The 25,737-nt window shown below is 65.5% G+C and carries 33 protein-coding genes and 1 tRNA gene; 27 read left to right on the forward strand and 7 right to left on the reverse strand.

Annotated features, from left to right (window positions below):
- Window positions 1-163: 163 nt before the first annotated feature.
- Window positions 164-237: transfer RNA gene (locus AC1RPL_RS17195), tRNA-Gly, on the forward strand.
- Between the two features lie 641 nt (window positions 238-878).
- On the opposite strand, the gene AC1RPL_RS17200 is transcribed toward AC1RPL_RS17195, so the two are convergent.
- Together AC1RPL_RS17200 and AC1RPL_RS17205 are read right to left on the reverse strand one after the other, a co-directional pair.
- Window positions 879-1,184 carry a hypothetical protein gene (locus AC1RPL_RS17200; protein WP_493070994.1) on the reverse strand — a complete coding sequence of 102 codons (306 nt, stop codon included), beginning with the start codon at window positions 1,182-1,184 and terminating at the stop codon, window positions 879-881.
- A gap of 2 nt (window positions 1,185-1,186) precedes the next feature.
- Window positions 1,187-1,627, reverse strand: a complete 441-nt coding sequence (locus AC1RPL_RS17205) for a hypothetical protein (protein ID WP_493070996.1) — start codon at window positions 1,625-1,627, stop codon at window positions 1,187-1,189.
- Window positions 1,628-1,698: 71 nt separating this feature from the next.
- On the opposite strand from AC1RPL_RS17205, the gene AC1RPL_RS17210 reads away from it, so the two are divergent.
- From AC1RPL_RS17210 to AC1RPL_RS17220, 3 genes are all read left to right on the forward strand, one after another.
- Window positions 1,699-2,325 carry an SOS response-associated peptidase family protein gene (locus tag AC1RPL_RS17210; RefSeq protein ID WP_493070998.1) on the forward strand — a complete coding sequence of 209 codons (627 nt, stop codon included), beginning with the start codon at window positions 1,699-1,701 and terminating at the stop codon, window positions 2,323-2,325.
- Between the two features lie 61 nt (window positions 2,326-2,386).
- Window positions 2,387-2,689 carry a hypothetical protein gene (locus AC1RPL_RS17215; RefSeq protein WP_493071000.1) on the forward strand — a complete coding sequence of 101 codons (303 nt, stop codon included), beginning with the start codon at window positions 2,387-2,389 and terminating at the stop codon, window positions 2,687-2,689.
- Window positions 2,689-3,255 (forward strand): hypothetical protein, encoded by a 567-nt coding sequence (locus tag AC1RPL_RS17220; protein WP_493071002.1) that lies wholly within the window; start codon window positions 2,689-2,691, stop codon window positions 3,253-3,255. The genes AC1RPL_RS17215 and AC1RPL_RS17220 overlap by 1 nt, the downstream gene beginning before the upstream one ends.
- Before the next feature lie 164 nt (window positions 3,256-3,419).
- Here the strand turns inward: AC1RPL_RS17220 and AC1RPL_RS17225 are convergent, their stop codons facing one another.
- The 5 genes from AC1RPL_RS17225 to AC1RPL_RS17245 all read right to left on the reverse strand — a co-directional run bounded on the left by AC1RPL_RS17225 (window position 3,420) and on the right by AC1RPL_RS17245 (window position 8,289).
- Entirely contained in the window at window positions 3,420-3,647 is a 228-nt protein-coding gene (locus AC1RPL_RS17225) for a hypothetical protein (RefSeq protein WP_493071003.1), read from the reverse strand.
- A 197-nt stretch (window positions 3,648-3,844) separates the two neighbouring features.
- Window positions 3,845-4,021, reverse strand: a complete 177-nt coding sequence (locus tag AC1RPL_RS17230) for a DUF3606 domain-containing protein (RefSeq protein WP_493071005.1) — start codon at window positions 4,019-4,021, stop codon at window positions 3,845-3,847.
- Between the two features lie 330 nt (window positions 4,022-4,351).
- Window positions 4,352-5,152: a DNA adenine methylase gene (locus tag AC1RPL_RS17235; RefSeq protein WP_493071007.1), complete on the reverse strand. Its 801-nt coding sequence runs from the start codon at window positions 5,150-5,152 to the stop codon at window positions 4,352-4,354.
- 138 nt (window positions 5,153-5,290) lie between these two features.
- Entirely contained in the window at window positions 5,291-6,373 is a 1,083-nt protein-coding gene (locus AC1RPL_RS17240; RefSeq protein WP_493071009.1) for a phage portal protein, read from the reverse strand.
- Between the two features lie 14 nt (window positions 6,374-6,387).
- Entirely contained in the window at window positions 6,388-8,289 is a 1,902-nt protein-coding gene (locus tag AC1RPL_RS17245) for a terminase large subunit domain-containing protein (protein ID WP_493071011.1), read from the reverse strand.
- A 166-nt stretch (window positions 8,290-8,455) separates the two neighbouring features.
- Between AC1RPL_RS17245 and AC1RPL_RS17250 the strand changes: the two genes are divergently transcribed.
- From AC1RPL_RS17250 to AC1RPL_RS17360, 23 genes are all read left to right on the forward strand, one after another.
- Window positions 8,456-9,298 carry a GPO family capsid scaffolding protein gene (locus tag AC1RPL_RS17250; RefSeq protein WP_493071013.1) on the forward strand — a complete coding sequence of 281 codons (843 nt, stop codon included), beginning with the start codon at window positions 8,456-8,458 and terminating at the stop codon, window positions 9,296-9,298.
- A gap of 47 nt (window positions 9,299-9,345) precedes the next feature.
- Complete coding sequence (locus AC1RPL_RS17255; RefSeq protein ID WP_493071015.1) at window positions 9,346-10,470, forward strand: phage major capsid protein, P2 family; 1,125 nt, start codon at window positions 9,346-9,348, stop codon at window positions 10,468-10,470.
- Window positions 10,471-10,580: 110 nt separating this feature from the next.
- Window positions 10,581-11,333, forward strand: a complete 753-nt coding sequence (gene gpM / locus AC1RPL_RS17260; RefSeq protein ID WP_493071017.1) for a phage terminase small subunit — start codon at window positions 10,581-10,583, stop codon at window positions 11,331-11,333.
- Window positions 11,334-11,438: 105 nt separating this feature from the next.
- Window positions 11,439-11,939: a head completion/stabilization protein gene (locus AC1RPL_RS17265; RefSeq protein WP_493071019.1), complete on the forward strand. Its 501-nt coding sequence runs from the start codon at window positions 11,439-11,441 to the stop codon at window positions 11,937-11,939.
- Complete coding sequence (locus tag AC1RPL_RS17270; RefSeq protein ID WP_493071021.1) at window positions 11,936-12,148, forward strand: tail protein X; 213 nt, start codon at window positions 11,936-11,938, stop codon at window positions 12,146-12,148. The genes AC1RPL_RS17265 and AC1RPL_RS17270 overlap by 4 nt, the downstream gene beginning before the upstream one ends.
- Before the next feature lie 13 nt (window positions 12,149-12,161).
- Window positions 12,162-12,644 (forward strand): phage tail protein, encoded by a 483-nt coding sequence (locus AC1RPL_RS17275; RefSeq protein WP_493071023.1) that lies wholly within the window; start codon window positions 12,162-12,164, stop codon window positions 12,642-12,644.
- A 3-nt stretch (window positions 12,645-12,647) separates the two neighbouring features.
- On the forward strand, window positions 12,648-13,133 hold the full coding sequence (locus AC1RPL_RS17280) for a phage virion morphogenesis protein (protein WP_493071025.1): 486 nt from the start codon (window positions 12,648-12,650) through the stop codon (window positions 13,131-13,133).
- A gap of 60 nt (window positions 13,134-13,193) precedes the next feature.
- Window positions 13,194-14,117 carry a baseplate assembly protein gene (locus AC1RPL_RS17285; protein ID WP_493071027.1) on the forward strand — a complete coding sequence of 308 codons (924 nt, stop codon included), beginning with the start codon at window positions 13,194-13,196 and terminating at the stop codon, window positions 14,115-14,117.
- Window positions 14,114-14,665, forward strand: a complete 552-nt coding sequence (locus tag AC1RPL_RS17290) for a phage tail protein I (RefSeq protein WP_493071029.1) — start codon at window positions 14,114-14,116, stop codon at window positions 14,663-14,665. The genes AC1RPL_RS17285 and AC1RPL_RS17290 overlap by 4 nt, the downstream gene beginning before the upstream one ends.
- Before the next feature lie 11 nt (window positions 14,666-14,676).
- The gene (locus AC1RPL_RS17295; RefSeq protein WP_493071031.1) at window positions 14,677-17,187 is read left to right on the forward strand and encodes a gp53-like domain-containing protein; all 2,511 of its coding nucleotides are present in this window, start codon (window positions 14,677-14,679) and stop codon (window positions 17,185-17,187) included.
- Window positions 17,188-17,208: 21 nt separating this feature from the next.
- Window positions 17,209-17,484, forward strand: a complete 276-nt coding sequence (locus tag AC1RPL_RS17300) for a hypothetical protein (RefSeq protein WP_493071033.1) — start codon at window positions 17,209-17,211, stop codon at window positions 17,482-17,484.
- Window positions 17,485-17,627: 143 nt separating this feature from the next.
- Window positions 17,628-17,825, forward strand: coding sequence for a hypothetical protein (locus AC1RPL_RS17305; protein WP_493071035.1), 198 nt, complete (start codon window positions 17,628-17,630; stop codon window positions 17,823-17,825).
- Window positions 17,822-18,448 carry a lysozyme gene (locus AC1RPL_RS17310; protein ID WP_493071037.1) on the forward strand — a complete coding sequence of 209 codons (627 nt, stop codon included), beginning with the start codon at window positions 17,822-17,824 and terminating at the stop codon, window positions 18,446-18,448. The genes AC1RPL_RS17305 and AC1RPL_RS17310 overlap by 4 nt, the downstream gene beginning before the upstream one ends.
- On the forward strand, window positions 18,445-18,789 hold the full coding sequence (locus AC1RPL_RS17315) for a hypothetical protein (protein ID WP_493071039.1): 345 nt from the start codon (window positions 18,445-18,447) through the stop codon (window positions 18,787-18,789). The genes AC1RPL_RS17310 and AC1RPL_RS17315 overlap by 4 nt, the downstream gene beginning before the upstream one ends.
- Window positions 18,786-19,175, forward strand: a complete 390-nt coding sequence (locus AC1RPL_RS17320) for a hypothetical protein (protein ID WP_493071041.1) — start codon at window positions 18,786-18,788, stop codon at window positions 19,173-19,175. The genes AC1RPL_RS17315 and AC1RPL_RS17320 overlap by 4 nt, the downstream gene beginning before the upstream one ends.
- Window positions 19,176-19,349: 174 nt before the next feature.
- Complete coding sequence (locus AC1RPL_RS17325; protein WP_493071042.1) at window positions 19,350-19,958, forward strand: phage baseplate assembly protein V; 609 nt, start codon at window positions 19,350-19,352, stop codon at window positions 19,956-19,958.
- Between the two features lie 75 nt (window positions 19,959-20,033).
- Window positions 20,034-20,399, forward strand: coding sequence for a GPW/gp25 family protein (locus AC1RPL_RS17330; RefSeq protein ID WP_493071044.1), 366 nt, complete (start codon window positions 20,034-20,036; stop codon window positions 20,397-20,399).
- A gap of 11 nt (window positions 20,400-20,410) precedes the next feature.
- Window positions 20,411-21,538, forward strand: a complete 1,128-nt coding sequence (locus AC1RPL_RS17335) for a phage tail sheath subtilisin-like domain-containing protein (RefSeq protein ID WP_493071046.1) — start codon at window positions 20,411-20,413, stop codon at window positions 21,536-21,538.
- Window positions 21,539-21,578: 40 nt separating this feature from the next.
- Window positions 21,579-22,088, forward strand: a complete 510-nt coding sequence (locus tag AC1RPL_RS17340) for a phage major tail tube protein (protein WP_493071048.1) — start codon at window positions 21,579-21,581, stop codon at window positions 22,086-22,088.
- Between the two features lie 117 nt (window positions 22,089-22,205).
- Window positions 22,206-22,577: a phage tail assembly protein gene (locus AC1RPL_RS17345; RefSeq protein ID WP_493071050.1), complete on the forward strand. Its 372-nt coding sequence runs from the start codon at window positions 22,206-22,208 to the stop codon at window positions 22,575-22,577.
- A complete protein-coding gene (locus AC1RPL_RS17350) occupies window positions 22,577-22,711 on the forward strand; it encodes a GpE family phage tail protein (RefSeq protein ID WP_493071053.1) in 135 nt (44 codons plus the stop codon). The genes AC1RPL_RS17345 and AC1RPL_RS17350 overlap by 1 nt, the downstream gene beginning before the upstream one ends.
- On the forward strand, window positions 22,708-25,344 hold the full coding sequence (locus AC1RPL_RS17355; RefSeq protein ID WP_493071055.1) for a phage tail tape measure protein: 2,637 nt from the start codon (window positions 22,708-22,710) through the stop codon (window positions 25,342-25,344). The genes AC1RPL_RS17350 and AC1RPL_RS17355 overlap by 4 nt, the downstream gene beginning before the upstream one ends.
- Window positions 25,344-25,736 carry a phage tail protein gene (locus AC1RPL_RS17360; protein WP_493071057.1) on the forward strand — a complete coding sequence of 131 codons (393 nt, stop codon included), beginning with the start codon at window positions 25,344-25,346 and terminating at the stop codon, window positions 25,734-25,736. Before AC1RPL_RS17355 ends, AC1RPL_RS17360 begins: the two co-directional genes overlap by 1 nt.
- Window position 25,737 lies beyond the last annotated feature (1 nt).

A 25,737-nucleotide genomic window follows, 5' to 3' on the forward strand; every position in this document is an offset into this window, starting at 1 on the left:
GGCTCGGTCCGAAAAGCCGGCCTTGCCGCCGCCCTCGGCATAGCGCGCCCGGTCCTTGTTGACCACCACGCGGTCCTTGTGGCACTTGGCGGCCGCATCGCTGCAAAACGGTTTGCAAAACGCACCGGCGGCGGCGCAGGAAACTGAGATAAATCAGGCTCTTGCGGGTATAGCACAATGGTAGTGCAGCAGCCTTCCAAGCTGAATACACGGGTTCGATTCCCGTTACCCGCTCCACCGTTATCACATGTTTCTGACCGCCGGGCACTCCTGAGACAGGGGCCCGGCCGCGCCGGCAGCGACAACCGACCGGGCGCATAGAACCGCAAAGCACGATTCGGATGGAGCGCGATCGGCCGTGATCGCGACAGCGCATTGACGCGCCGAGAGCGCCCGGCGCGGCTGCGAAGCGAGGCGGGTATGCGCCGCAACCCGGTTACATTGGTAATGGTCTAGGAAAGTCAGGCGCTTAAGCGGCAATATAAAGGGTTACACCGTGGTAATCAGATAACTAACATTTCAAGTTATATACTGACTATGAAAAATGTCTAATTCTCAAAGACATAACTGAAACCGGTGCAAGACATTGCCGCACCGTAACCACTCGAAAGTTATCCCAGAAACCGCAGTTTTCTGCGACTTAGAGCGCTGGGTGACACCCCGGATTACCGATGTAACCGGTCGGCGAGCCCATGGGGGCGGCCTCGGCCGCTGAGATACCCTGCCCACTTGCAAAGAAATCGACGAAAAAGGAGCAAGCGAGGTGTGGGGGCGAGCGCCGCGCGAAGGGCGCAAGTGCCAACCCGGTGCCCCGGCGCAATATTGTTACGCCACGTGATTGATCTGTTGCCGGTCGACTTTGTCGGGAGCGCCTCGCTCTAGCCGCGAAGGCCTCGCACCAGGCGCTTCCATCCCTCCTCGTTGGCCGGGAAGCGCCCGCGCGCGGTATCAGGAAGGGCTGACGTCGCCCGAATACGAACCGCCGGCGGCTTCCCACCACAGCCCAGGCAGTACAGGTGCTGGCGCAGCGCGGAGATCGTGTTCGGCCACATGTGGCACATGTACCAGCGGTCCATCTTGGCCGCGTCGATCACCCCCTTGTGACCGCACCGGCATTCGATCTCGACGTTCCACCCACGACGCACAATGTCGCCGAGGGTCTCGATCTTGATGTTCGCGCCCATGATCAGGGCCAGATCGGCTGCAGCGCATAGGGTTTGATCTCAAAGCAGGGATAATTTGGCCGCGGCTCCATCTCCTTGGCTGACGAAAGCACGAAGTATGGCGCGAGCGCGTCGGCCAGCAGGATCGCAGCCGCTTGCCGCGCGTCGGCTTCGTGCGCGGAGATCCGCGATAACCACAGCTTGCCGATCGCGCCGGGGAAGGCGCGGATCGCGGGCACGAAGATTGCTGTGAGCTCTTCGATCGACAGTGTGTGCCGCGGCGTATTCGGGTCGATTATCTCGACACGGCGCAGCACGGTTGCCACCATCTGGGCCGGGATATGTTCCGGGCAAGCGAGGGGGTCGCTGCTCGGCTTGAATATCGCGCGTCGATAGCTGACGCTCCAGTTGCGCAGCTCGTGATAGATCACGAAAACCAGCTCCTCGCGATCGACCTTCCGCATATTCCCTCCGACTCGATAAGCCGGATCGTTCGCACTTTGTTCCGATATCCTTCAAGGCCTCGACTCATGCGGTGGGCCGCGCCAAGCTGTGGATTATGTGCAACGATTACCGCGACCACGTACTGCTGGACGATCTCCGGGCCAAGTTTTCGGAGGTCCGCATCCCGGTGCATTTCCCTGAAGGCGCGCCGAACCGCGAGCCGCGCGACGACATCAGGATCACAGATACCGGCTCGATAATCAGGGCATCCGGGCAAGAGGGCGGAGTCGAGCTGGTCGCAAGGCGCTGGAGCTGGCCGGGCCCTGGTGCAGGCAAGCCCGTCTACAACTTCCGCTCGGAGGGCCGCGAGTTCCCGGTCGGGCGCTGCCTGATCGTAACGGACGGGTTCTACGAGTTCACCACCCCCGTGACGATCGAGGGCGAGCCGAAGAAACGACTGAAGGACAAATGGCTGTTCACGATGCGCGGCGAACCGTTCTTTGCGATAGCCGGCTATTGGCGAAGCGACGCGCCGGTGGGCGAAGCCTTCACGATGCTGACGACCGAACCGGGGCCGGACGTCGCCCCCTATCACAGCCGGCAGATCGTCCCCCTTGCCTTCAAGGATTGGGCGAGCTGGCTGAACCCGGCGATCCCCGCCCGCGAGATCCTGCGCCCCTCGCCAGCAGGCAGCTTGGACGTCGTGCAGATAGGCTGACTCGTCTTTGTTCTGATTTTGTTCTATAGATCCCTTCCCGAGTCGTATGGGACAAGAGACTATGAACGCGCCGAAAATTATTCCGTCGGAAGAGTTGGCCTATCTCGTCCACGGTAGTGTGATGATGGAGCTGAGCCACATCGGTGAGAAGGTGATGCTCGAGTTCTTGCCCACGGTAGATGCGCTGATGCAGGTCGTCGCGCAGATGGCCGTCGAGACCGGCTTTCTGCAATCGGCCAAGGACGAGAGGGTGTTCGGCGACCGCATGCGCGATGCGCTGAAGGGGCACATTCGCGACGCCAAGAATCGACCGCCCGAGCAGCGCTGGGCATATCCGGTTCAGACCAGCGGGGCGGCGAACTGATGGAACTGCTCGGTCTTGAGGGCGGCGGCATGAACCCGGCTCCCGCCTGGTCCCTATCGGTCGCCGAGCTGGAAGCCATTGGGCTCAGCCAGCGCGCAGCCCAGCTCGCCACGGGCATGTCACCGGGCTTCGCGCTCGATGGGCAATGGGTGATGCTGATTGACGATCAGCCCTATAATTCCGAGCGCGCCCGCATCATCCAGATCAGCGGCGATAGCGCGGCCTGCAATTCGGGCGCGATCGGCACCGTGGCCCGACTGCCCAAGAAAGCGCTGATCCGATTTCCCGCCGCCGATGATGACCATGACGATGAGTGCATTGTGATCAGCGCCGCCCAGGCGAGCGATTTCGCAATCGGCATGGTCTATCACGGCCGCGACCTGCCTCATGGCGATCCGGGCGAGCTTCTCCGGGAGCTGGAAGAGGCCGAGGAAAATGATCGTGGCGGCGATGAACTACCCGCGGCAGATTGCGCCTGGCTTTACCGGCTAGAGACCATAGAGGAGCGATTTTCCGATGAGCGCGCTCGCGTAAGCGCCTCGCTCGAGGACTTCGGGAAATGGTAAGCGCCGGCGCCGTCCCGCAGCGCTTAAATTTCGAAGTTTGCGATCAGGAGCTAGCCGACATGCTTCCCGGTACCGGCGGCCTGGTCGCCGAAGATGTAAGTCGTTTAAACCTCTCGCATCACCTCTGGCACATCATGCCCGCCGCGAACGACGAATAGCAGCCGTCACTGCACACTCTGCGAACCGCCAGCCTTAAACACGCTGGTGTGTCGCCATAGGCCCGCGCCTAATATAACCAGCTGCCCCAGCAGATCCTCATCTGCTTGGACGCGCTCGCTTTCGAGTATGTTCGCTAGCGAAATGCACAACACTTCCAGGGGCACGTCGGCGGCCTGCTCGGCAAGGTCGCTCATCACGGATAATATCGCATGGGCGGGGAGGTCGTCGGCCATTTGCTATCCTTAAACGGAGCGCTTTGTTCGCGTCCTCCCCGTGCGTGATAAGCCAATCTTACCGAGCCGCCTATCGATAGCCTCGCCGGAACGCGAAAGCGCCGCCACCATTTCTGGCAGCGACGCTCCGCTGAGTAGGAGAGCCCTGAGCTGCTCGTCCTCCTCTTCCGTCCAAGGTAGGCCCCGGCGGATCCGGATCACTTGTTCAGATATGCGCGAACCGCATCCGCGCTGTTCCCGACAGCATTCACTGCCTCTTGCAGGCGCTCCTTCGAGACGCCGAGCGACTTGGTCCAATCCTGAACCTCATAGTCCTCGCTCATGTTAATGCGGTCGCGATCGGGCGAACCAACATTGCCTTTGTTGTCAGACATCTACACCTCCTTCGATAACCTGCGTTGAATCCACCACGCCGACCTGTGTTCCCGGGGAGTCGAGACGAATTCGCTAGCGGAACGTTCGCCGTCGCCACCCGCTTGATCGAAGGGACCATTTTGGGAGCATTTCGAGCGTTCGAATGTCAGATGCTGTCGTCTACTACCGCGCACGCGCTACACGAGAACTGGAAATCGCTGAGGCGCTGGGACAGCGCCCCAGCGCCCGTGCACACCGCGAACTCGCCAAGCTCTATCATTACCGGGCCGACGAAGCTGAAGAGCGGGCCCGCACCGCGAAATAGCGCCCCGGCGAACGGGGCGCGAGGTTCAAAGGTCGAAATTCGAGATCAGCAGCTCGGCGGCCTTCGCCGCCGGCCCCTTGGCGACGGTATAGGTCGTTTCGATCTCGCGCAGCTGGAAGCCGGCGAACACCGCGCGCACGCCCGGCGTGTCGTTGATGCTGAGCACGAAGCGCCCGCGGATGCCGGCGAGTTGGGCCGCCAGATGCTCGAAATCAGCCCGCGCGAACGCCTCAGGGCCGTAATCGTCCTCGCAGCCCCAATATGGCGGGTCGAGGTAAAATACCGTCCCAGGGCGATCGTAGCGGGCGATGAACGCAGCATAGCCCAGCTGCTCGATCACGACACCGGCAAGCCGCTCGTGGATGTCCGCGAGCATTGGCTCGAGCTTGGCGATGTTGAAGAGCGCGCCCTGGGTGACATCGACGCCGAAGTTTCGCCCGCTCACCTTCCCACCGAAGGCGAGGCGCTGCAGATACAGGAAGCGCGCCGCGCGCTGCAGGTCGGTGAGCCGCTCGGGAGGCAGGGCGCGTAGCCGCTCGAATTCGGCCCGGCTCGCCACCCTGAAGCGGAGCATGTCGATAAAATAGGGGAAATGCTCCTGCAGCACCCGGAAGAAGGTCGCCACGTCGCCCGAGAGATCGTTGATGATCTCGGCGCGCGGGCGGCGCCGGCGGCGCAGGAAGATGCCCCCCATGCCGACGAACGGCTCGGCATAGGCCTCGCACTCGAGGCGATCGAGGATCCGCACGATCCGGCCCGCCAGGTTGCGCTTGCCGCCGATATAGCCCGCCGCGGGCGCGACGGGCTGAACGCAGGTACTTGTCATGTTGGAAATCTCGCTCTTCTAGGATCCCCGCCCGGCGCTGCCGGGTGCGGGGCGGCCAACAGGCCAGTTGGTTGTGGCGAGATCTCCCCTCGTCGGTGTTCCGGGCCCGACACCCGGTTCCCCCCGCGGCCCTGGCCGCTAGGCGATCCGCCCAGGCGGAATTTCGGTGCCGTCCTGCCGGATGATGGTGCCGTCGCTGCAGCGATAGTCGCGGAAGGCGATCAGCGGCACGCCGAAGAAGTCGTTGGCGCGCAGGAGCCTCCCGATCAGTGGGATGATCTCCATGCGATAGAAGGCGTCCCGCGTCTCGCCGACCTTACCGAAGCCGCCATTGTTCTGCGGGATAACGCCGATCAGCTGCGGCGGCGTGCGGTGGCCGGCGAGCATATCGTCGCGGCTGATGTTCTTCACCGAGGAAAACTCGTCCTTGGCAGTCACATCGGCGATCGGGATGATCTGCACGCCATCCTTCTTCCCCTTGGGGATGTGCACGAACAGGTTCTTGAAGTTGCCGACGCCCTTAGCCTTGCCCAGCTTCTCCGCGATCTGGTCCGCCGTCTTCGTGTCGGCCAGCGGCTCGTTGAGGTAGAAGACGAAGCCGGCATGGGCGCCGTTCAGATAGTAGCGGCGCCGGAATAGCGTCGCGTTCTCGCTCAGAAGGCCGCTCTGCAGCGCCGCCAGCCACTCGGGCAGGCCGTAGATCTCCTGCGCCACGTCAGGCTGCATCAGGTGGAACACGCGGCCAGCGTCGAAGCGGTGGCAGGCGCCGATCGGGCCGTTCACGAACCAATAGACGCCCGCCTCGAGGCCCGGGCGCATGTGCACCGCCGGCGAATGATCGGCACGGGCGAGCCTGCCGGCGTTGTTCGGGATCCACTCGAGATAGCAGTTGCCGAGCTGCAGGAAGTCGAGCGCGAACCGTTCGAAGGCCTCGGCGCCGAGCCAGCGCGACGGCGCCTGCTGCGCGACCAGCATGTTGAGCTTCAGCGCGATGGCGCTGCGGTGATAGGGCGACATGTTGAAGGCCTGGGCGAGCCGCCCAAGCGGAAGCGGCGGCTCATACCAGCGGCCATTGTGCCAGATCTCGAAATAGTTGGAGATCTCGCGCCGATCGAGAACGCTCTCCGGGTCGCCGAAGCTATACACGGTCCCGCCCTCGCTCATCGGCGCCGCGGCCTCGGCGGGCTGCTCGATCAGGGCCAGTTCGGTAGAGTCGGTCATTGGGAAGCGGCTCCTCAGTCGAAGAAAATGATGGTGCCGCCCTGCGCTTCATCAGCGCTGGCGACGTCGAGCGGTTCGTTGGAAAGGGCGTGCAGGATCGCCCAGGCGATGTCGGCATGGCCAATCGCGCCGTTGCGGCGGGCGACATAGGTGACGCCCTTCTGGCTGGCGGTAAGCGACGGGCGGATCGCCATGAATGCCTGCATCACGTCGGTCCAACCTGCGTCGAACTCGATGCGCTGCTCCCGGAAGACGTTCTGCCCCTTGATCACCAGAGCCGTCTTGGTCGCCACCGAATATTCGATCTTGCGGGCGAGCGGGAACCACTTCGACACCAGCTCCCACACCGCGAGGCCGTGCCCCGTGGTGTCGATCGAGATGTCGGTGACGTTGTACCGCTCGGTGACCGACCTGATGAAAGCGGCCTGCCCGGCGAAGTCCAACCCGTTGAGCCGGTATTTCTCGAGGACGCGGAACTTGCCTTTGCCCGGGGTCTCTGGCGGCGCCAACACCACGAGTGCGGCATCGTCGCGCCCCTGCTTGTTCGGGTCGTATCCCAGCCAAACCGGCTTGTCGCCGAACGGGCGGCCGCCCGGGATTTCGATTAGCGCCGGCTTGAAGTCGCGCCATTTGTAGAAGCTGTCGACGCGCGCCGGCGCGATCCGCGCATAGGGGAAGCTGCTCTCCGCGTCGTCGATGTCCTCGCATTCGAAGAGATTGCGGAACTCGTCCTCGGAATATTCGAGCCGCAGCTCGTCGACGTTGACCAGCTTGCCCAGGCCGCGCGCCACCGCGTCGTGGATGGTGACGATCTGCTGCCACGATCCGTCGGGCATGATCGCGCCATCGCGCAGGTTGCGGTGCGACAGGTCGAACGGGCGCTGGTCGGCCTTCGCCTTGCCGGCGTTCCATTCCTCGCCCGACCAAAAGGCATAGGATCCGTGCGTCTTGGTCGATGCCGAGGAGAAATAGGTGCGCGTGTAGATGGTGTGCGTCGCCATTGCGCTGGCGACCTTCTTCAGCTCGGCGAAACCATGCACCCAGGCATATTCGTCGAAGTAGAAGTCGCCGCTCTCGCCCTGGGCGGTCGCACTGTTGGTCGACAGCGGATACAGGCCTACCGAGTCCAGCGCCGGCCCCGCGCCGCTCTCCTCGCCCGGCTCGGCCGAGGGCGTGAAGTCGAGGATGATCGGGTTGCCCTTCAGCTCGACGCCGGTGACGCGCCGGACCCAATTGACGATTTCGCGCCGGAACTTGTTCGCCTGCCGCTGCGATGCCGACAGGAAGATCTGGTTACGCGGCTGCTCGCCCTCTAGGACGGCCTCGCCGATCTTGGCCAGCGCTTCGCGCGCGAAATACCAGGTCGCGCCGACCTGGCGGCTTTTCCGGATCTTGCGGGTGCGCTGGTTGCGCTGGCTCCACCAGATCTCCTGATATTCGAAGTTCTTCTCGTGGAAATCGTCGAGCAGCGCCTCCCACTGCTCGGGGGTGAGGTGGTTCTTGCGCTTCTCGGCTCGCTTCGCCTTCGCGGTGTCGTCGTTGCGCTTGGCGACTTTGGCGTTGAGATCACCCTCCTTGCCGGTCTCGCTATATTTGCGGATCCGCGCGCCGCGCTCCATCTGGCGCATCAGGAAATCGACGCGCTTCATGTCCCCTTCGGTGAAAGGATCCTTGTCGAGCAGCGTGGCGATCTTCGCCTCGATCCGGTCCTCGATCACCGTGATCGGTGCGGCGGCGTCCCACTCCTCGCGGCTCTTCCATGACGCGACGGTGCCATAGGCAACGCCCACTTCCTCGGCGATGTGATTGAGCTGCCACCCGCGCCAATAGAGCGACCGGGCCTCCCGGCGCTGCGCACGCGCCACCTGCCGGCTGATCGCCGCTTCGTCGTCGGGTCGGGTGGCTTCGCGCTGCATGGCGATACGCCATGCACCCCGCGCGGCCCGCTCGGCGCCCTGTTGCCCGGGTAGACCCCGGCGTCACCCGCGCCGCGCGTTGCAGGATGTGCGGTTCGGCGGCCTTTAGGGGATCAACACGGGAGACGCCGAGCGGCTCCCAAATCGACCCAACGGGAGCTGACCGATGAAGACCAAGGCTTTCCTGCTCGCCACCGCCGGCTCCACCGTCGACGGCCGCGTGATCGACGACAAGATGATCGAGGAGATGGCCTCGAGCTACGACCCGAAGACCTACGGCGCGCGCCTGAACATCGAGCACATCCGCGGGTTCGACGGCAACGGCCCCTTCCGCGCCTTCGGGGACGTGCTGGAGCTGTCCACCGGCGAGACCGAGGTGAACTTCAACGGCAAGATGGAGAACCGGAAGGCGCTGTTCGGCGTGTTCGATGTCACCGACGACGCGAAGAAGCTGAACGACGCCAGCCAGAAGGTCTATCCGTCGATCGAGATCGAGCCGAATTTCGGCGGCAAGGGCTTCGCCTACATGATGGGCTGCGCGCTCACCGACAGCCCGGCGTCGATCGCCACCGAGCGCCTGCAGTTCAACCGCTCGCTCCCGGGCACGATCCGCCTGTCGCATGATACTTCGGCCGCCCTCGAATTCGCTGGCGACGATGACGCTGGCGGTGTCGGCGGTGGTTTCCTCAGCGCGCTGACCGGAGTGCTGGACAAGTTCGCCGATAAGTTCGGGGGTAAGGAACCGGTGACCCCGCCGGCGCCGCCCGTCAGCGACCCCGCGCCGGCCACCACGTTCGACTTCACTGCCCTCCGCGGGATGTTCACCGAGTTCGGCCAGACCGTCTCGGCCAGTATCGACGGGCTCCGCAATGAAGTGCGCGACGAACTCGACGGCTTCGGCGTGAAGCTGAGGAAGATCGAGGACGAGCAGGAGGCGACCCCCCAGGCCAGCTTCCGCGCGCGCCCGCAGGCCAACGGCAATGCCGGCGACTACTCGAAGGTGTTCTGACCTTTCCCGCCGCCAGCCCCGCCTAGCTCCAAGAGGTAACGACTGACATGACCTATCTTCTTTCCGACCGCGGCCGCGTGGCGCTGGACGGCCTCTTCGCCGCCATTGCGCAGCGGAACAATGCCACCCGTGGCGTCGCCCATCAGTTCGCGCTCGATCCGACCGCCGAGCAGATCCTCGAGGATCTTCAGCGCGAGAATGTCGGCTTCCTCAGCCGAATCAACATGCCCACGGTCGGCCAGCTCGGCGGCCAGGTGATCGGCATCGGAACCAAGAACATGGTCGGCCGCCGCACGAGCCGCGCCAATCTGCCGCGCAAGCCGCAGTATGCCGGCAACCTCAGCGACCGGAAGTACGAGCTGTTCCCGACTCAGTTCGACACCATGCTGCCCTGGGAGCTGATCGACTCCTGGTCGAAGTTCAAGGACTTCGCCGAGCGCTATGCCAAGCACGTCGCGATCTCGATCGGCCTCACCCGGATCACGGTGGGCTGGAACGGCATCGTCGCGGCGGCCGATAGCGATCCCGAGGCCCACCCGCTGGGCGAGGATCTGAACATCGGGTGGCTGCAGAAGCTGCGCCTCGAAAAGGCCGCGCACGTCATGGGCCGCAATATGGTCACCGCCAACGGCGTCACCACCGCCACCGGCACCGCCAAGCCGATCTACATTGGCGCCGAAGCGGACGAGGCGGACGGCGACTACAAGAACATCGACGCGCTCGCCTATGATCTCATCTCGGGCATGCCGAGCTGGGCGCGCAACTCGACCGATCATGTCGTCATCGTCAGCCAGGACCTGGTCGATGAGAAGTACTTCCCGATGATCAACCGCAAGCTCGCGGATACGATCGACGGCGGGAAGTCGATCAGCGACCAGACCGTCTCGGACATCGTCATGTCCGACAAGCAGATCGGCGGACGTCCTGCAGCCATCGCCCCCTTCTTTCCGGACGGCACGATGCTGGTCACCCCGCTCGGCCGACCCAACGCGACCGACACGAGCAATCTGTCGATCTACTCTCAGGAAGGTTCGGCGCGCCGCTACATCAAGGACGAGCCCGAGAACATGGCCGCGCTGGTCGACTACAACAGCATCAACGAGGGCTACGTGATCGAGGACACCGACTTTGCGGTGATGGCCGAGAACATCACCTTCGGTGAGCGTCCGTAATACCGGGGGGGCCCCGACGCGATGCGCTGCCGTGGCCGGCGGCCTTCGATTAGCCCGTCACACGAGGAGGGAGGCCACAAGCCCTCCTCGACTATTTTCAGGAGCTTCCGATGGTTAGTCCCTTCCGCCGCCACCAGCTGATGGTGCATGGCCTGGTCAGCGGCCTTGCCGCGCCCGCACTCGCGGAGGCGGCACCGCCCGAGCCCAGCGCGGATACGCCCCAGGGGCAGGAATACGCCGCGCTGCGCGTCCTGCTGCACGACAACCTGCGCCAGCTGTCCGACGTGGCGAGCATCGAGGCGCGCAACCCGATGAAGGCAGAATTCGCCAAGGCGTTCGCGCCGTGGATCGAAGGGGTGCTTCTCGCCGGCCTCGAGGGCGACGCGGTGCAGGACGAGATCCTGATCCAGAACATGATCTGGGCGATCGACTATCGCGACTTCGACTACGCGCTCGACCTGGGCGAGCATGCCATCAAGCACCGCCTGGTCATGCCGGAGCGCTTCAACCGCACGGTGGCGTGCTTCCTCGCCGAGGAGATCGCGACGATCTCGCTCGATCATCACGCGCTGGTCTCGCACGAGCAGCTTTACCGTGTCGGCGCGCTGGTGGACGGCCACGACATGCCGGACCCGGCCAAGGCCAAGCTCTGCAAGGCGTTCTCGCGTAGCTTCAGTCGCAAGGCGGATGCCTTCGATCCGGCGGCAGACAACGCCCCCGCCGGCGGCAAGGCGAGCTTCCTCGAGGCCGCGCTCGAGTCGGCAAAGCGGGCCTTCGCGCTCGACCGCAACGTCGGCGTGAAGAAGGACATGGAGCGGCTCGAAGGCCAGCTCAGGAAACTCGCCAGCGAAGCCGCTGGCTAACAGGACGCCCCACGGCGCTCGGGGGGCGGATGGAAACGGAGCGGCGCCGCTGCGGCAACGCGCTCGATCTCCATCCCCACCCCCCGAAAATTTTCGCGAGGAAGCATGAACGGCCTGGTCTCCTCTCCCGCCCCGCTTCCCGATCCCGAAAACGCCTCGGTCGCGGCCGATGGCTGGTTCCCGCCGATCGCGGTCGCCGATGTGCGAGACCGCATCCGCCTGGGCGGCGGCTCGATCACGCACGGTATGTTGGTCGAGGCGATCGAGGGCGGCATGCTCCATGCCTTCCGCGAGCTGGGCGCGTGGCGCTCCGCACGAGCCACTGAGGGCGCGGCCTCCCTCGCCGAGGTGACAGAGCTGACGCTCAACGGGCGCAACCGCGCCGTTGTGCTGTGGGAGCGCGTGGTGCGCTATTTCGCCGCGGCCGAGCTGTTCTCCGAGAACCGCGACATCTCCGCGACCGACAAGGGACTCGATCGCGCCGAGGAGAAGGAAAGCTCGGCCGATGAATTTCGGCGCAACGCTCTCGCGGCCGTGGCGGATCTGCGCTCGATCGGCCTGCCCGAGGGTGAGGAGGTGGCGCGGAATCGCGTCGACCTGATTTGATCGAGCCCTCGCGCGCCAACGAAACCGTCGACCAGATCTGCTGGCGCGTCCTCGGCCGCACCGACCAGGTCACGGAACAGGTGCTGGCGCTCAACCCCGGGCTCGCGGATCTAGGGGCCGTCCTGCCCACCGGCACGCCGGTCACGCTACCCGATCCCGCTACCGTCGCGCCGATCATGCGCGAAACCATCACCCTTTGGGACGATTGAAGCCGTGCAGAAGATGACAAGCCTGCGAACCGCGATCATCGCTGCGGTGCCCGAACTGGCTGCTCATCCCGCTCGTCTGAAAATGTGGATCGAGCAGGGCTCGGCCCAATCGCGGCAGACCGCGTCGTTCGGCTTTACCTTCAGCTATCGCCTCTCGGTCTACCTAGAGGATTTGGCGACCGACATCGCCGTCGTATCGCTGGCGCTCTTCCGCTGGCTCCGCGTCAACCAGCCCGAATTGCTCTCGCCCGGGACGGACGGGTTCACCTTTGACGCCGATGTGCTCGACAATGGCACCGTCGACGTGATGTTCCTCATGAAGCTGACCGAGAATGTCGCGGTCACGCCGCGTAACGACGGCAAGTTCGACCTCAACTACCTGCCCGAGCCGAACCCCATGTGGGACGATTTCCTCGGCGCGGGCGGCGCAGATCCGATTCCCCCGCTATCGGCGATCGTGCTTTCCGGCGGCTCGGTGATCGAGCCGGAAGGCTGATCGGTGGCAGACGAGGATCTCCATCGCTTCGAGCAATGGTTCGGGCGGATCATCGCCGGCCTCGCGCCTGAGAAGCGCGCCCGGGCATCGGTCAAGCTCGGGCAGGAGCTGCGCCGCGCCAACCTGAAGCGCATCGCCGACAACGTCGAGCCCGACGGCTCGGCGATGGAGGGCCGACGGAAGCGGCTCGATCGCCGCGGCCGTCTGCGCGCGCGCGCCGGCAAGCGCATGTTCCGGGGCCTGAAGGCCCTGCGAAACTGGAAGCTTTCGGCCGATGCCGAAGGATTGGAAATCACACCGGTCAACGGCCTGGTCGATCGCATCGCCTCGGTAAGCCAGTTCGGGGAAACAGCCACGGTCGGCCGCACCTATGACGGCCGAAGGATCCGCCACCGCTACGCCATGCGCCGCCTGCTCGGCTTCTCGACCGACGACGAAGCTACGGTGATCGATGTCGCCGCCGACCTGATAGAGGGCGGGCTTCGGTAGAGCAGCCCGTCACCGGGGCACCACCTCCCCAGCCTCGCGCCCGCGCGTCATTCCCGCGGAATGGCCGACACCTCTGCAACCTTCACCGCCGTCGATCTCTCGCGACTCCCGGCGCCGAGCGTGATCGAGTCGCTGAGTTTCGAGCAGATCCTCGGCGAGATGGTCGCCAGCCTTCAGACGATCGCAGCGCAGGATCCCGATAGCGCGGTAGTTTTCGATGCGCTGTTAGACTCCGACCCGGCGATGATCCTGCTGCAGATCTTCGCCTATCGTGAGCTGAACATCCGCGCCCGTATCAACGACGCGGCCAAGGCGGTGATGCCGGCCTATGCGGTGGGCGCGGATCTCGACAATCTCGCGGCGCTGATGAACGTCGACCGCCTGATGCTGGATCCCGGCGATCTGGCGGCGGGCATCGGCCCGACCTATGAAAGCGACGCGGATCTCCGCAGCCGCTTCGTGCTGGCCCCGGAAGGCTTCTCGGTCGCCGGCCCCGAAGGCGCCTACATCTTCCACGCCCGCTCGGCATCCGGCGATGTGCTGGACGCCTCGGCGATCAGCCCGGCCCCCGGCGAAGTGCTGGTCACTGTGCTGGCCCGTGCCGGAGACGGAACCGCGTCGGCCGAGCTGCTCGACGTAGTGGCCGCTCACGTCTCCGATGAAACGGTGCGCCCCCTCACCGATGCGGTCACGGTCCAGGCCGCGACGATCGTGCCCTATGCGATCACCGCCACGGTGAAGACGTTCGCCGGTCCTGACGGCTCGATCGTCATCGCGGAATCGATTCGCAGCGTCACCGAATATGCCGCGCGTCAGCACCGGCTTGGTCTCGACGTGACTGTCTCCGGCCTCCACGCGGCGCTGCATGGGGAGGGCGTGCAGAACGTTATCCTTACCTCGCCGGCGGCCGACATCATCATCGACCGGGAAAGCGCGAGCTGGTGCAGCGCTATCAATGTCGTGCACGGGGGCGTCGCCGAATGACGGCAAGCCTGCTGCCCCCCAACGCATCCCGCCTCGAGCGTGCGATCGAGCAAGTCATGTCGCGGGTCGCCGAGCTGCCGGTTCCCCTGCCCCGGCTCGTCTCGCCCGATGAATGCCCGCTTCCGCTGCTTCCCTATCTGGCCTGGGCGCTCTCCATCGACAGCTGGTCGAGCGATTGGCCCGAGCCGGTCAAGCGCGCCCGGGTGCGCCGTGCGATCGAGATCCAGCGCCGAAAGGGCACGTCAGAGTCGGTCCGCGCCGTGGTGGAAAGCTTCGGTGGCGCTGTAGCCGTGCGCGAATGGTGGCAGACTGAGCCGCGCGGCGAGCCGCACACCTTCAACCTAGCGGTCACGCTCGCTGGCGAAGGCGGCACCGAGGCGAGCGCAGCCTTCGCCGACGCGGTGATCGCCGAGGTCCGCCGCACCAAGCCGGTGCGCAGTCATTTCACTTACACCCAAGGCGTCAACGCCTCGCAGCGTCTCGGCATCGTCGGCGGCGCCCGCCCCGCAACCTTCGCTCGCCTGCAGCTCGAAGCCCCGGCGGCCTGATCGGAGATCCCATGGCAATTCAGATCATCATCACCGATGCGGGACGCGCCGCGCTGATCGCTGCACAGCATAACGGCACCAACGCCGTGACGATCGCGCAGGTCGGGGTTTCCGGCACGCCGATCGTCGCGACGCCGGCGACGGCGGCGCTCCCCGGCGAAGTGAAGCGGATCGCGACTATTTCGGGCGGCGCCGTCGCGGCCGACACGATGCACATCGTCGTTCGCGACGAGAGCGGCGATGTCTATTCGACCAGGTCGTTCGCGCTCTACCTTTCCGATGGCACCCTCTTCGCCGCCTACGGCCAAGCCGGCGTGATCGTGGAGAAGTCCGCCCAGGCGCTGATGTTGCTCGCAGTCGATGTGCAGTTTGTCGATGTCGCCGCCGCAATGATCACGTTCGGCGATGCGAACTTCCTCAATCCGCCGGCGACGGTCGACACCGCCGGCGTCGTCAAGCTAGCCACCGATGCCGAAGCGATCGCGATGGCGAACGCCCTGAAGGCGCTAACCCCGCGCGGGATGGCTCTCGCCTTTACCGCGGCGAATGTGCTGGCGCGGCTGCTTACGGTCGATGGTGCGGGCTCGGGCCTCGACGCGGACCTGCTCGATGGGCAGGACGGCAGCTTTTACACCAATATCGTCGGGCGTCTGGGCTACACGCCCTTGAACGCGCTTACCTACACGGCAAGCGACATTCTCGGAAAGCTCGTGACGGTCGACGGATCCGGCTCGGGGATAGACGCCGATCTGCTCGACGGTCTCCATGCTGGAGCGTTCGCGCAACTCGCCAGCTCTCCCTCTTTTGCTGGTGCCGTCACTGCCGCGCGCTTTATCGGCGCAAACGCGGACAGTGAGAGCCTGCGCTCCACGGGCACTGCGCCCTACATCACCTTTTACAACGCGGCTCAGACCACGATGTTTGGCTACCTTCAGCACGACGGAACAACGCTCCGGCTGGTCAACGTCGCGAATGGCGAGATCTCTTTCTACACCAACAACACCTATCGTGGCGGGTTTACGAACAGCGGCGCCCTTACCATCCAGGGTGCAATCTACCGGGCAGGCAACACCGTCTGGGATGCCGGCAACGACGGCGCAGGCTCGGGCCTAGATGCCGATTTGCTCGACGGGCGGCAGGCGGCGGAATTCGCGTTCTTGTCGGGGTCATATTTCACCGGCCCGGTCGCCGCCTTTCCTACCGTGAACCCCACCACGCCAACCGCCGCCACGCAAATTCAGGTGGGGGAAGGTTCTCAGAACCCGGCCTATCGCCTGAGCATGGGCTATTGGCTCAACGGCGGCCAATGGTCTGGCGTCCTCAACGCGCTCGCGAACAATATCGGAGCGCCTCTTAACATCCAGCCTTCGGGCGGCTCGGCGGTTTTCGGCGGATTGGTCTCCGTAGCTGGCGCGCTCACCCGCGGCGGCAACACCGTATGGGATGCCGCGAATGATGGCGCAGGCTCCGGCCTCGATGCCGACCTGCTCGACGGCCGCCAAGCCGCTGAGTTCGCACTGCTGTCGGGCGCGACGTTCTCGGGAAATATCGGCCGTGACGGCACCTTCCTTCTGAGCCTGCCCACTGGCAACTATCCCACGGTCCAATTCGACGCCAACGACTTCATTACTTTTGATCGCGGCTTCAACGCCTACCAGCATTACATCGCGGGTACGTTGCGTCATCAGCTCAGCGGCAGCGCAGCTGAGTTCTACGTGCCGGTCTTGGTCAACGGAAACGCTGCGTGGCATACGGGAAATGACGGCTCGGGATCTGGTCTCGACGCCGACCTGCTCGACGGTCTGCACGCGTCGGCATTCGCGCTGCTCTCGGGAGCGAATTTCACCGGTTCGCTGGGGATCGGCGTGCCTGCACCCGCATCGCCGCTCCATTTGCGTCGCGCGGACCAGCTCGAGGCGCGCATCACGGTTGAGAACACGGGCGCGGGCGGTCGCAGCTATCAGATTGTTGCTGGTGTCGCGGGCGTAACCCAATCCGGATTTTCGATATTCGATGCTACGGCTGGGGTTACGCGGGTAACTTTAGATGCAGCGGGCGCATGGTCGTTCGGGGGCTCTGTTGCCGCCCCCGCGTTCACGCGAGCAGGCAGCACGGTCTGGGACGCGGCGAACGATGGCTCGGGCTCGGGCCTTGACGCCGATCTCCTTGACGGCCAGCACGCCAGCGCGTTCGCCTTGCTCACCGATGCCACCCGCGCGGGGTCCAATGCCTATGGCTATTGGGAAAAGCGGCCCAACGGCGTGATCGAGCAGTGGGGATCGCTGCTCGGCACCTTCGGCGAACAACAAGTCGTCGTCACGTTTCCGATCGCCTTCACGGACATTAACTCGATCAACGTCATGGCCACCGGCGTGAATGGCCTGGGCAACAACCGGCAGGACATGATCGTGCAGGTGATGGAGCATCACCTCGATCACTGCGTGCTCTACGTTCAGTGGACCGCCGCAGCGAGCAGCCTTGCCCAGCTCGACTCGATCAACTGGCGCGCGATCGGCCGCTGAACTTCAACGAGGAGCCCACCCATGGAAATTAAGGTCAACGGCTACAACGCCGACACTCGCTCCGTCTCGGTCACCTTCGACCACGAAGGCGTCACCCACACTCGAGACGTGAACGCCTGCCACGACAGCGACGGCGCCTATGACCCCGACGCCACGGCTGACCGCCTCCTGGAGGTCGCCCCTGGCGTCGCCGCGAAGATCGCGGCGGGCGCGATCACCAACCCGCCGCCCTCCGAGGAGGAGGTTGCCAAGACGCCCAAACCGCGCAAGGGCAAGAAGACGGCCGACGCCGCCTGATCGAACCACCTCGGTCACCATCGCGCGGGTCGGCGAGCTGCACGAGCAGACTCACCGGCCCGTGCTTTCGTTGGTCCGGTAGCGCGCGCCGCAACCGGACCGGCCAATTTACCCACGCGCGCGACATCCGCACTGATCGGCGCATGGACAACGCCTTCGCTACGCTCCCGCACGGGATCAAATGGGTGATCGATCTCACCTCGGTCGCCGCGCTGCTCGGCTCGCTCGCGAGCGTCCTGCCCCCCATCGCCTCCGCTCTCACCGTCATCTGCATGACGATTCGCATTTGCGAGTCGGCAACGGTCCGGGGGTGGCTGCGCCGCCGAAAGGAACGCCGATGACCGATGTGCTGGGATCCGCCCAGGCCAAGCGCCTGTTCGCCGCAATCCGGCAGATCAAGGGCGCGCCGCTCACCCAAGGCGACGTGGATCTCGCGAACAGTGCGCTCGCGGCCGATGTCGCGGAGGCGCACACCGAGGGGATGAAGGCCAGCGCCGCCTGCATCGCGCTCATCCACAGCTTCGAATCGTTCCGCGAGACCACCTATCCGGATCCCGGCCCCACCGGTAGGCCCGTCACCGGTGGCTGGGGATCGACGCGCGACGAAGCCGGCAAGCCGCTCATGCTCGGCGTGACCCATGATCGCGCCTATTGGGACCGCCTATTCGCTCGCGACCTTTCCAGCGTCGAGATCGGCGTCAACCTTCTGACCAAAGGCGCGCCGACCACCCAGGCACAGTTCGATGCCATGGTTTCCTTCGCCTACAATGTCGGCCTCGACATGGACGGCGATGGCAAGGCCGAGGGCCTCGGCGATTCGACGCTGCTGAAGAAGCACCTGGCCGGCGACTATGCCGGTGCCAAGGCGCAGTTCGCGGCGTGGAACAAGGCCGGTGGGATTGTCCTTCCCGGCCTCACCCGCCGCCGCGCGGCCGAGGCGGCCCTCTACGGGGCAAAGGCATGAACATGCCAGCATGGCCACCGCGAGACTGGCGCGCCTTTCTCGCCCTCGTCTTCTCGATCCTCGGCGCCGTGGTGCTGAGCCTGTTTGTCTGGTGGGCGTACGCCCAGCTCTTGCCGAACAAGGGTTGGTCGGCCGCCAGCGAGGTCAACCGGGCGATCACGCTACGCTGGGTGGTCTGGATCGCAATCGGCTCGATCGGGCTGGTGCTGCTCTCGCTCGGCATGGCGATCAACCGCCGCCAGTTGAAGGGGCGTTGGGGCGACAAGACGCTCGAATTCGCCGGCGGCGATGATGACGATGCGCCGCGTGTACGGCCCGAGCCGCCGCGGCCGAACCGATGATCGCGGCGCTGGTCACCCTGCTCGTCCGCGTCGGCTTGTCTGAGACGGTCGCCAAGCGCGCCGCGCCCGTGGTGCTGGCAATCGGCGTCATCGCTGCCATGGTCATCGGCGCGAAGCTTTGGCTTTCGCTCCACGACGCCCATGTCGTCGCCCAGCACGAAGCCCAACTCGACCAGCGCGCCGCGCCAGCCCGCGACAATGCCGCCGAGCAGCGCGCGGTCGATGCGGAGACCATCCACCAACAGGAGCGATCCTATCATGACGCAATCGCGAATTCCGTTGGCGACGGCCCGCCTGATCCTGCTGCTCTCGCTCTCAACTGCGAGCGCCTGCGCCGGGCCCGCGTCCCGCTTCCCGCCGCGTGCGGACCTGGTCGCGGCGACTGAGGCCAAGCCCCGCCCCACCGCTGCCATCGCCACCGATGCCAAGGCTTCTGCGGAATACAACGCCGCCGTGGAAAGCTGGGGCGACCGCGTCGGGGCCGCCGGCGGGCGCCTATGCCGCTATTTCCGCGATCTGGGCATGAAGGTCGATTGCCCCGAGCAGACCGCTCCCTGACGATGCGGGACGAGGAAGACATCCCCGAGGATCTATCGACGCTGATCCGCCTGGGCACCGTGATCGAGGTGACGCTCGCGCCGCCGCGCTGCCGTGTGCGCTACGGCGATCCGGACGGTGATGACGGCGAGACCGAGACGCCGCCGATCCGGTGGTTGAGCGGGCGGGCCGGCAAGACGAAGAAATGGTCGCCTCCCAGCGTCGGGGAGGAGGTGCTGTTGCTCGCACCGGATGGGCAGGTCGGGAACGCCGTCGCGCTCACCGGCCTGGTCAACGACAGCAACCCGGCCCCTTCCGATCAGGATCTCGATCTTTGGGAGTTCGAGGACGGCGCCAAGATTTCCTACGATCCCTCCGCGCACGCCCTTGTCGCGATGCTGCCGGCGGACAGCTCGGCGCGCCTCGAGGCGAAGACGATCACCCTGGTCGGCGACGTGACGATCGAAGGAAAGATGCACGTCACCGAAGACGCGCAGTTCGATGCCAAGGTCACGGCCACCGGCAAGATCACCTCGAACGACGATGTCGTCGCCGGCAACATCTCCCTCAAGACGCACAAGACCAGCGGCGTCACCGCCGGCACCGGCACTTCGCAGGTCCCGATCCCTTAAGGGCGGGGCGGTAACGCCTCGCCCTACCTCCCCGCTCTATCGCTTCGCGCGCGCGGTTCTGGCTTTCCATTCCCCATGATCGGAATGTCGGCCTCCACCGGAAAGCCCCTCTCGGGCGCTGCGCACATCGCGCAGTCGATCGGTATCATCCTCTCCACACCGCTCGGTTCGCGCCCGATGCGGCGCGACTTCGGCTCGCTGATCTTCGAGCTGATGGACCAGCCCTCGAACGCGGCCACGATGATGCTGCTGCGCGCCGCGACGGCCGAGGCGCTGCGCAAGCACGAGCCGCGCATCAAGCTGACCCGCGTCCAGTTTTCCGGCGACTTCGCTGCCGGCGCGCCCGTCGTCACGATCGAAGGCAACCGCACCGATCTCGGCACCTCGCCTCCCTTCCTCTCCCTCTCCATCCCCCTGCGCCGCGATCTCACGGCCAGCTGAAGGAAACCGCGATGCACAGTCTTACCATCATCGAATCCACTTCGGGCGCCCGTGCGATCAAGACCGCGAGCATGGCGATCATCGGCCTGGTCGCCACCGCGACCGCGCCGGTGGGCGCCGAAACGGCCGCGCTGAACGCCGCTTTCCCTGTCGGCCAGCTGACGCTGGTCACCAGCCTCGACGCCGCCATCGCAGCCGCCGGCACCGGCGGCACGCTCAAGAACAGCCTCAAGGCGATCGGCGACCAGTGCACCCCCATCATCGTGGTGTCGCGCGTTGCCGAAGGTGAGGACGAAGATGCGACCGAGGACAACGTGATTGCGGGTCTGCAGCTCCTGCTGTCTGCCAAGAGCGTCGTCGGCGTCCGCCCTCGTATTCTCGGCGCTCCTGGCCTCGACACCCTCGCTGTGGCCACAGAATTGGCGACCGTCGCGAAGAAGCTTCGTGGCTTCGCCTATGCCCAGGCCATCGGTGCGGATGATGCCGCGCAGATCCTGTATCGCAACAGCTTCTCGGCGCGCGAGCTGATGCTGATCGGCCGCAACACCAACGGCGTCCCGGGGGATGCCGTGGCCCGCGCGCTCGGCAAGCGCGCCGAGACCGACGAAAAGGTCGGCTTCCACAAGACGATCTCCAACCTGCCGCTGAGCGGCATCCTCAGCATCGATCGTCCATGCGAGTTCGACCTGCTCGATTCCTCGACCCAGGCGGGGACGCTCAACGCGGCCGAGGTGACTGTGGTCATCAACGAGAATGGCTGGCGCTTCTGGGGCAACCGCACCACTGCAAGCGAAGGTCAGCCGGAGTTCGCGTTCGAGAGCGCGGTGCGGACGAACTACGCCCTGCAGGACATCATCGCCGCGTCGTTCCAGCCCTTCTTCGATCAGCCGATGACTGTGGCGCTGATCAAGGACACGCTCGAGACCGTCAACGCGGCCTTCCGTTCGCTGACGCTCAAGGGCCAGCTCATGGGCGCAAAGGCGAAGTTCCCCCCTGAGGTGAACAGCTCCGAGCAGCTGGCCGCGGGGCGCCCGACGTTCCAGATCGAATTCACGCCCGTCGCCCCGCTTGAGGATCCGACGGTCAACCTGGTCATCTCCGATCTCTTCTACACCGGCTTCGCCGATCAGCTGACCTGATCGGCGGACGCGATCCCCCTCCCAGAAAAGGAACTCCCAAATGGGTTACGTCCGCAGAATCATGGACATCAACGCCTATGTCGACGGCGACAGCTATCTCGGCATCGTCACCGAGTTCGACGAACCGAAGCTCGCCATCGCGTCCGACGACTATCGCGGCGGCGGCATGCTCGGCTCGATCAAGATCGACAAGGGCCTCGAGGCGATGGAAGCCGGCATCACGATGGGCGGCCACGAAGCGCGGCTCTTCCGCAAGTTCGGCACCACCCAGGCCGACGGGGTCCGCATTCGCCTGGTCGGCGCATATCAGTCGAACGACGGCACGAGCCCGCAGGCGGTCGAGGTCTTCATCGGCGGTCGTTTCAGCGAAATCGACCCGGGCACCAGCAAGGCCGGCGGCGAGACGGCGCACAAATACAAGGTGCCGCTCGTCTATTACCGCCGCGTCGTCGATGGCGTGGACGAGATCGAGATCGACTTCCTGGCGGGCGTGTTCATCGTCGACGGCATCGACCGCTACGGCGAAATCATGTCGATCCTCACCAGCTGATCTTCACCAGACCCGCGAGCCGGTCCTGTTGCGGGGCGCCGGTTCGTGGTGGCCGGGGGCGTGGTTTCTCCACACGCCCCCGGCCTCACCGCCCCGCCAGCCCAATAGGAGCCCCGCATGGCCGACGAAGCCGACACCCCCATTGAAACCGAAGGCGCTGCCCCGCCCAAGAAGAGCCGGTTCGCCACTATCACCCTCGCCGAGCCGATCGTTCGCGGCGCTACTGAAATCGCGGAGATCACGCTGCGCAAGCCCCGTGCCGGGGAGCTGCGCGGCCTCACCGTGCAGGAGCTGATCGCAACCGATGTCACCACGATCCTCAAGCTGATCCCCCGGATCAGCAACCCGCCGATCACCCAGCACGAGGCGGACGCCCTCGAGGCCGACGATCTCACCGAGATCACCGGGGCGATCCGCGGTTTTTTTATGACGACGGCGGAAGTGAAGCTGTTCGAGCAGATGATCGAGGAACATCAGCCGAGGAGTTGATGGCGCAGATCGCGGCCGTCTTTCACTGGCCGCTGCATGAGCTGGAGCGCCTCGAGCTCGACGAACTGATCGATTGGCGGGACCGCGCGGTGAAGTGCTGGAACCGCATGCACGGGGACGGGAAGGACGAATGAGCAACAAGCTCTCCCTGGTGGTCAATTTCGCCAGCACGGGCCTCAACCAGATGTCGGCCGGGCTCCGCACCATGGTGGGGCTCGGCCGCAACGGTTCGCAGGCGCTTCGGGCGCTCAACGGTGACGCCCGCCGGCTGCAGCGCGAAATGCGCGAGGTGAGCCGCGAGCTGTCCCGCGGCAGCGGCAATGTCACCGAGCTGGTCAACCGCGAGCGCGAACTCGAGCGGGCGCTCGCCGGCGTGAACCAGCAGCTCCTGCGCCAGAAGCGGTTGCGTGCGATCGCCGCCGATCGCGCCGCGATGCGCGCCCATGCCGGGGATCTGAAGGCCAAGGGCACCGATAATGTGATGTCGGGCGTCGCGCTCGCCGCGCCGCTGATCCTCGCGACCAAATCGGCGGCCGAGTTCACCAGCGGCCTTGTCGATATCCAGCAGAAGGCGGACCTTACGGATAAGGCAACCGACGCACTCGCAAGCCGCATTATCATGCTCGCCGATCGTGCAAAGCAGATGCCCGAGGATATGCGCGCTGGGCTCGACATCCTGCTCTCTGCAGGCATGAAGATCGACCCGGCGACCGAGATGCTCGCGCCGATCGGCAAGCTCGCCACCGCCTACAAGGTCGAGATCCCGGACGCGGCCAATGCCGGCTACGCCGCGATGATGAATTTGAAGATCCCGGCCAAGCAGGTCGGGGTGGCCTTCGCCATCATGGCCCAGGCTGGGAAAGACGGCCGCTTCGAAATCTCCGATATGGCGCGGCAGTTTCCCTCGCTCACCGCCCAGATGCAGGCGCTTGGTGAAATCGGCCCGCGCGCCGCGGCCGATCTGTCGGCCGCGCTGCAGGTCGCAATGCACACCGCCGGCAACGCCGATGAAGCGGGCAACAACATCCAGAACCTGCTGTCGAAGATCAACGCGCCGGGAACCATCACCGCGTTCAAGAAGAATTTCGGCATCGATCTGCCGGCGGCGATGGCGAAGCTCGAAAAGCAGGGCTATTCCTCCATGGAGGCAATTGCCCTGCTCACTGAGAAGGCGACCAAGGGCGACACGAAGAAGCTCGGCTTCGCGTTCGAGGATCAGCAGGCCCGCATGGGCCTCCTCGCCATCATCCAGAACATGAAGGAATATCGCGATATCCGGGCATCGGCGATGGCCGCCGGCGCGGGCGCTGCGAAGGGCGGCGGCCTGGTTGACCAGCAGTTCGACCAGCGCGCCGCGCGCGACGCCACCGTGAAGTGGCGCGCCTTCCTCGGCACCGCCAGCTCGCTCGCAATCGTGCTGGGCACCACGCTCCTGCCGGTGATGACGCAATCGCTCGGCTATCTGCACGATGCCGCCGCGGCCGTGATGGTGTGGTCGCAGCACAACCCCGCGCTCGCCGCTACGCTTGTGAAGGTTGCCGCCGGGCTGATCACCGCCCGGATCGGCATCGGCGCGCTGCAGATCGCGTTCGGCGGCTTCCTGGGCCCGGCGGCCAACGTCATCGCCTTCTTCCGCAAGGTTGAGGGCATTTCGAAGTTCACCCAGCTGCTTGGCCTGCTCCGGGGCGGCGTCGGCACCACCGCGATGGTGCTGGTGCGCGCGTTCGGCGTGATGCGGGTCGCGACGATGTTCCTCGCCCGCGGCGTGATGCAGGCCGGGCTTATGATGCTCGCGAACCCGATCGTCCTGGCGATCACTGCGATCGTGCTGGCCGTCGCCGGTGCCGGCTATCTGATCTATCGCAATTGGGGGACGATCAAGGCGGCCTTTGTGACGGGCGTGGCCTGGGTGAAAGGCGTGCTGGCCGCCGTTCCGGCATGGCTGAGCAACATCGGATCGATGATGATGCAGGGTCTGTTGATGGCGCTCAACCCGATGATCCTCGCCCAACGGCTCCTGTCGATCGCCAAGAGCGGCATCACCGCCTTCAAGAACTTCTTCGGCATTAAGTCGCCGTCCCGGCTCTTCATGGAGATGGGCGGCCACATGACCAGCGGACTAGCTCAGGGCATCGACCGGGGCGGCGCAGCGCCGAAGCGCGCGCTATCTACGCTGATGACCGGCATTGCCCTCACCGCCGCGGTGCCCGCGAATGCGACGCCAGCGGCGGACACCCCTGCCGCAACCACGCCGGCAGGCCCCCGCCTCGCCGTTGTGCGAAAGGCGCAGGTCGAGCCCCGTCCGGTCGATTCGGCGGCGGCATCGCCTCGCCGGATCCCGGCGCCCGTGCCGCGCCGCCCGGCCGTCTCCACCATGCAGCTCGCGATCGGCGCCCGCCTCGAGGCGTTGCTGTCGTCGAGCCGCGCAGCCGTGCCGCGTGTCCCGCGAACCGACACGCGACCGGCGGCACTGGGCGACGGATTGCGCGCGATGCTGGCTAAGCGCGACCTATCGGGGGCGAGCGGCCCCCAAACCAGCACGCCACAAGTCGCCGAGCGCAGCCTGAGCGCCCGCCTGCAGGCGTCGCCGTCGATCCAGCCATCGGCCCGGGCGCCGCGGCCGATCGCGCCGGCGCCGGCGCCGATCACCGTGCATGTCTATGGAGCGCCGGGGCAGGACGTTCGGGCGTTGGCGAAGCAAGTCATGCGCGAGATCAAGCGCGCCACCGGCGTCGAGGCCCGCAGCTCCTACGAAGGCGACCGCTGATGACCGTCTCCCCCCTCCACCTGCTCACCCTCGGCATGTTCGTCTTCGGCATGGAGACGGTGCCCTATGATGACCTGGTGCGCCGCGTGTCCTGGCGGCATGGCGAGAGCGAGCGCTTTCAGGCGCGCGCGGCCTCCCAGTTCCTCGGCCCGGGTGAAGACTCGGTGATCATCAACGGACTGATCGTGCCCGAGGTCGCCGGCACCTATTCTTCGCTCGATACCCTCCGCGCGATGGGCGACACCGGCGACAGCTGGCAGTTGCTCGACGGGCTCGGCCGCGTGCTGGGCCAATATAGACTCGAGTCCGTCGAGGAGGGGCATCGCGGCGTAATGGCCGGCGGCATCCCGCGGGGTAAAGCCGTGTCGATCGAATTGAGGCGGGTCGACTGAC

It is taken from the genome of Sphingomonas sp. GW821-FHT12D09 (genome assembly GCF_058807215.1).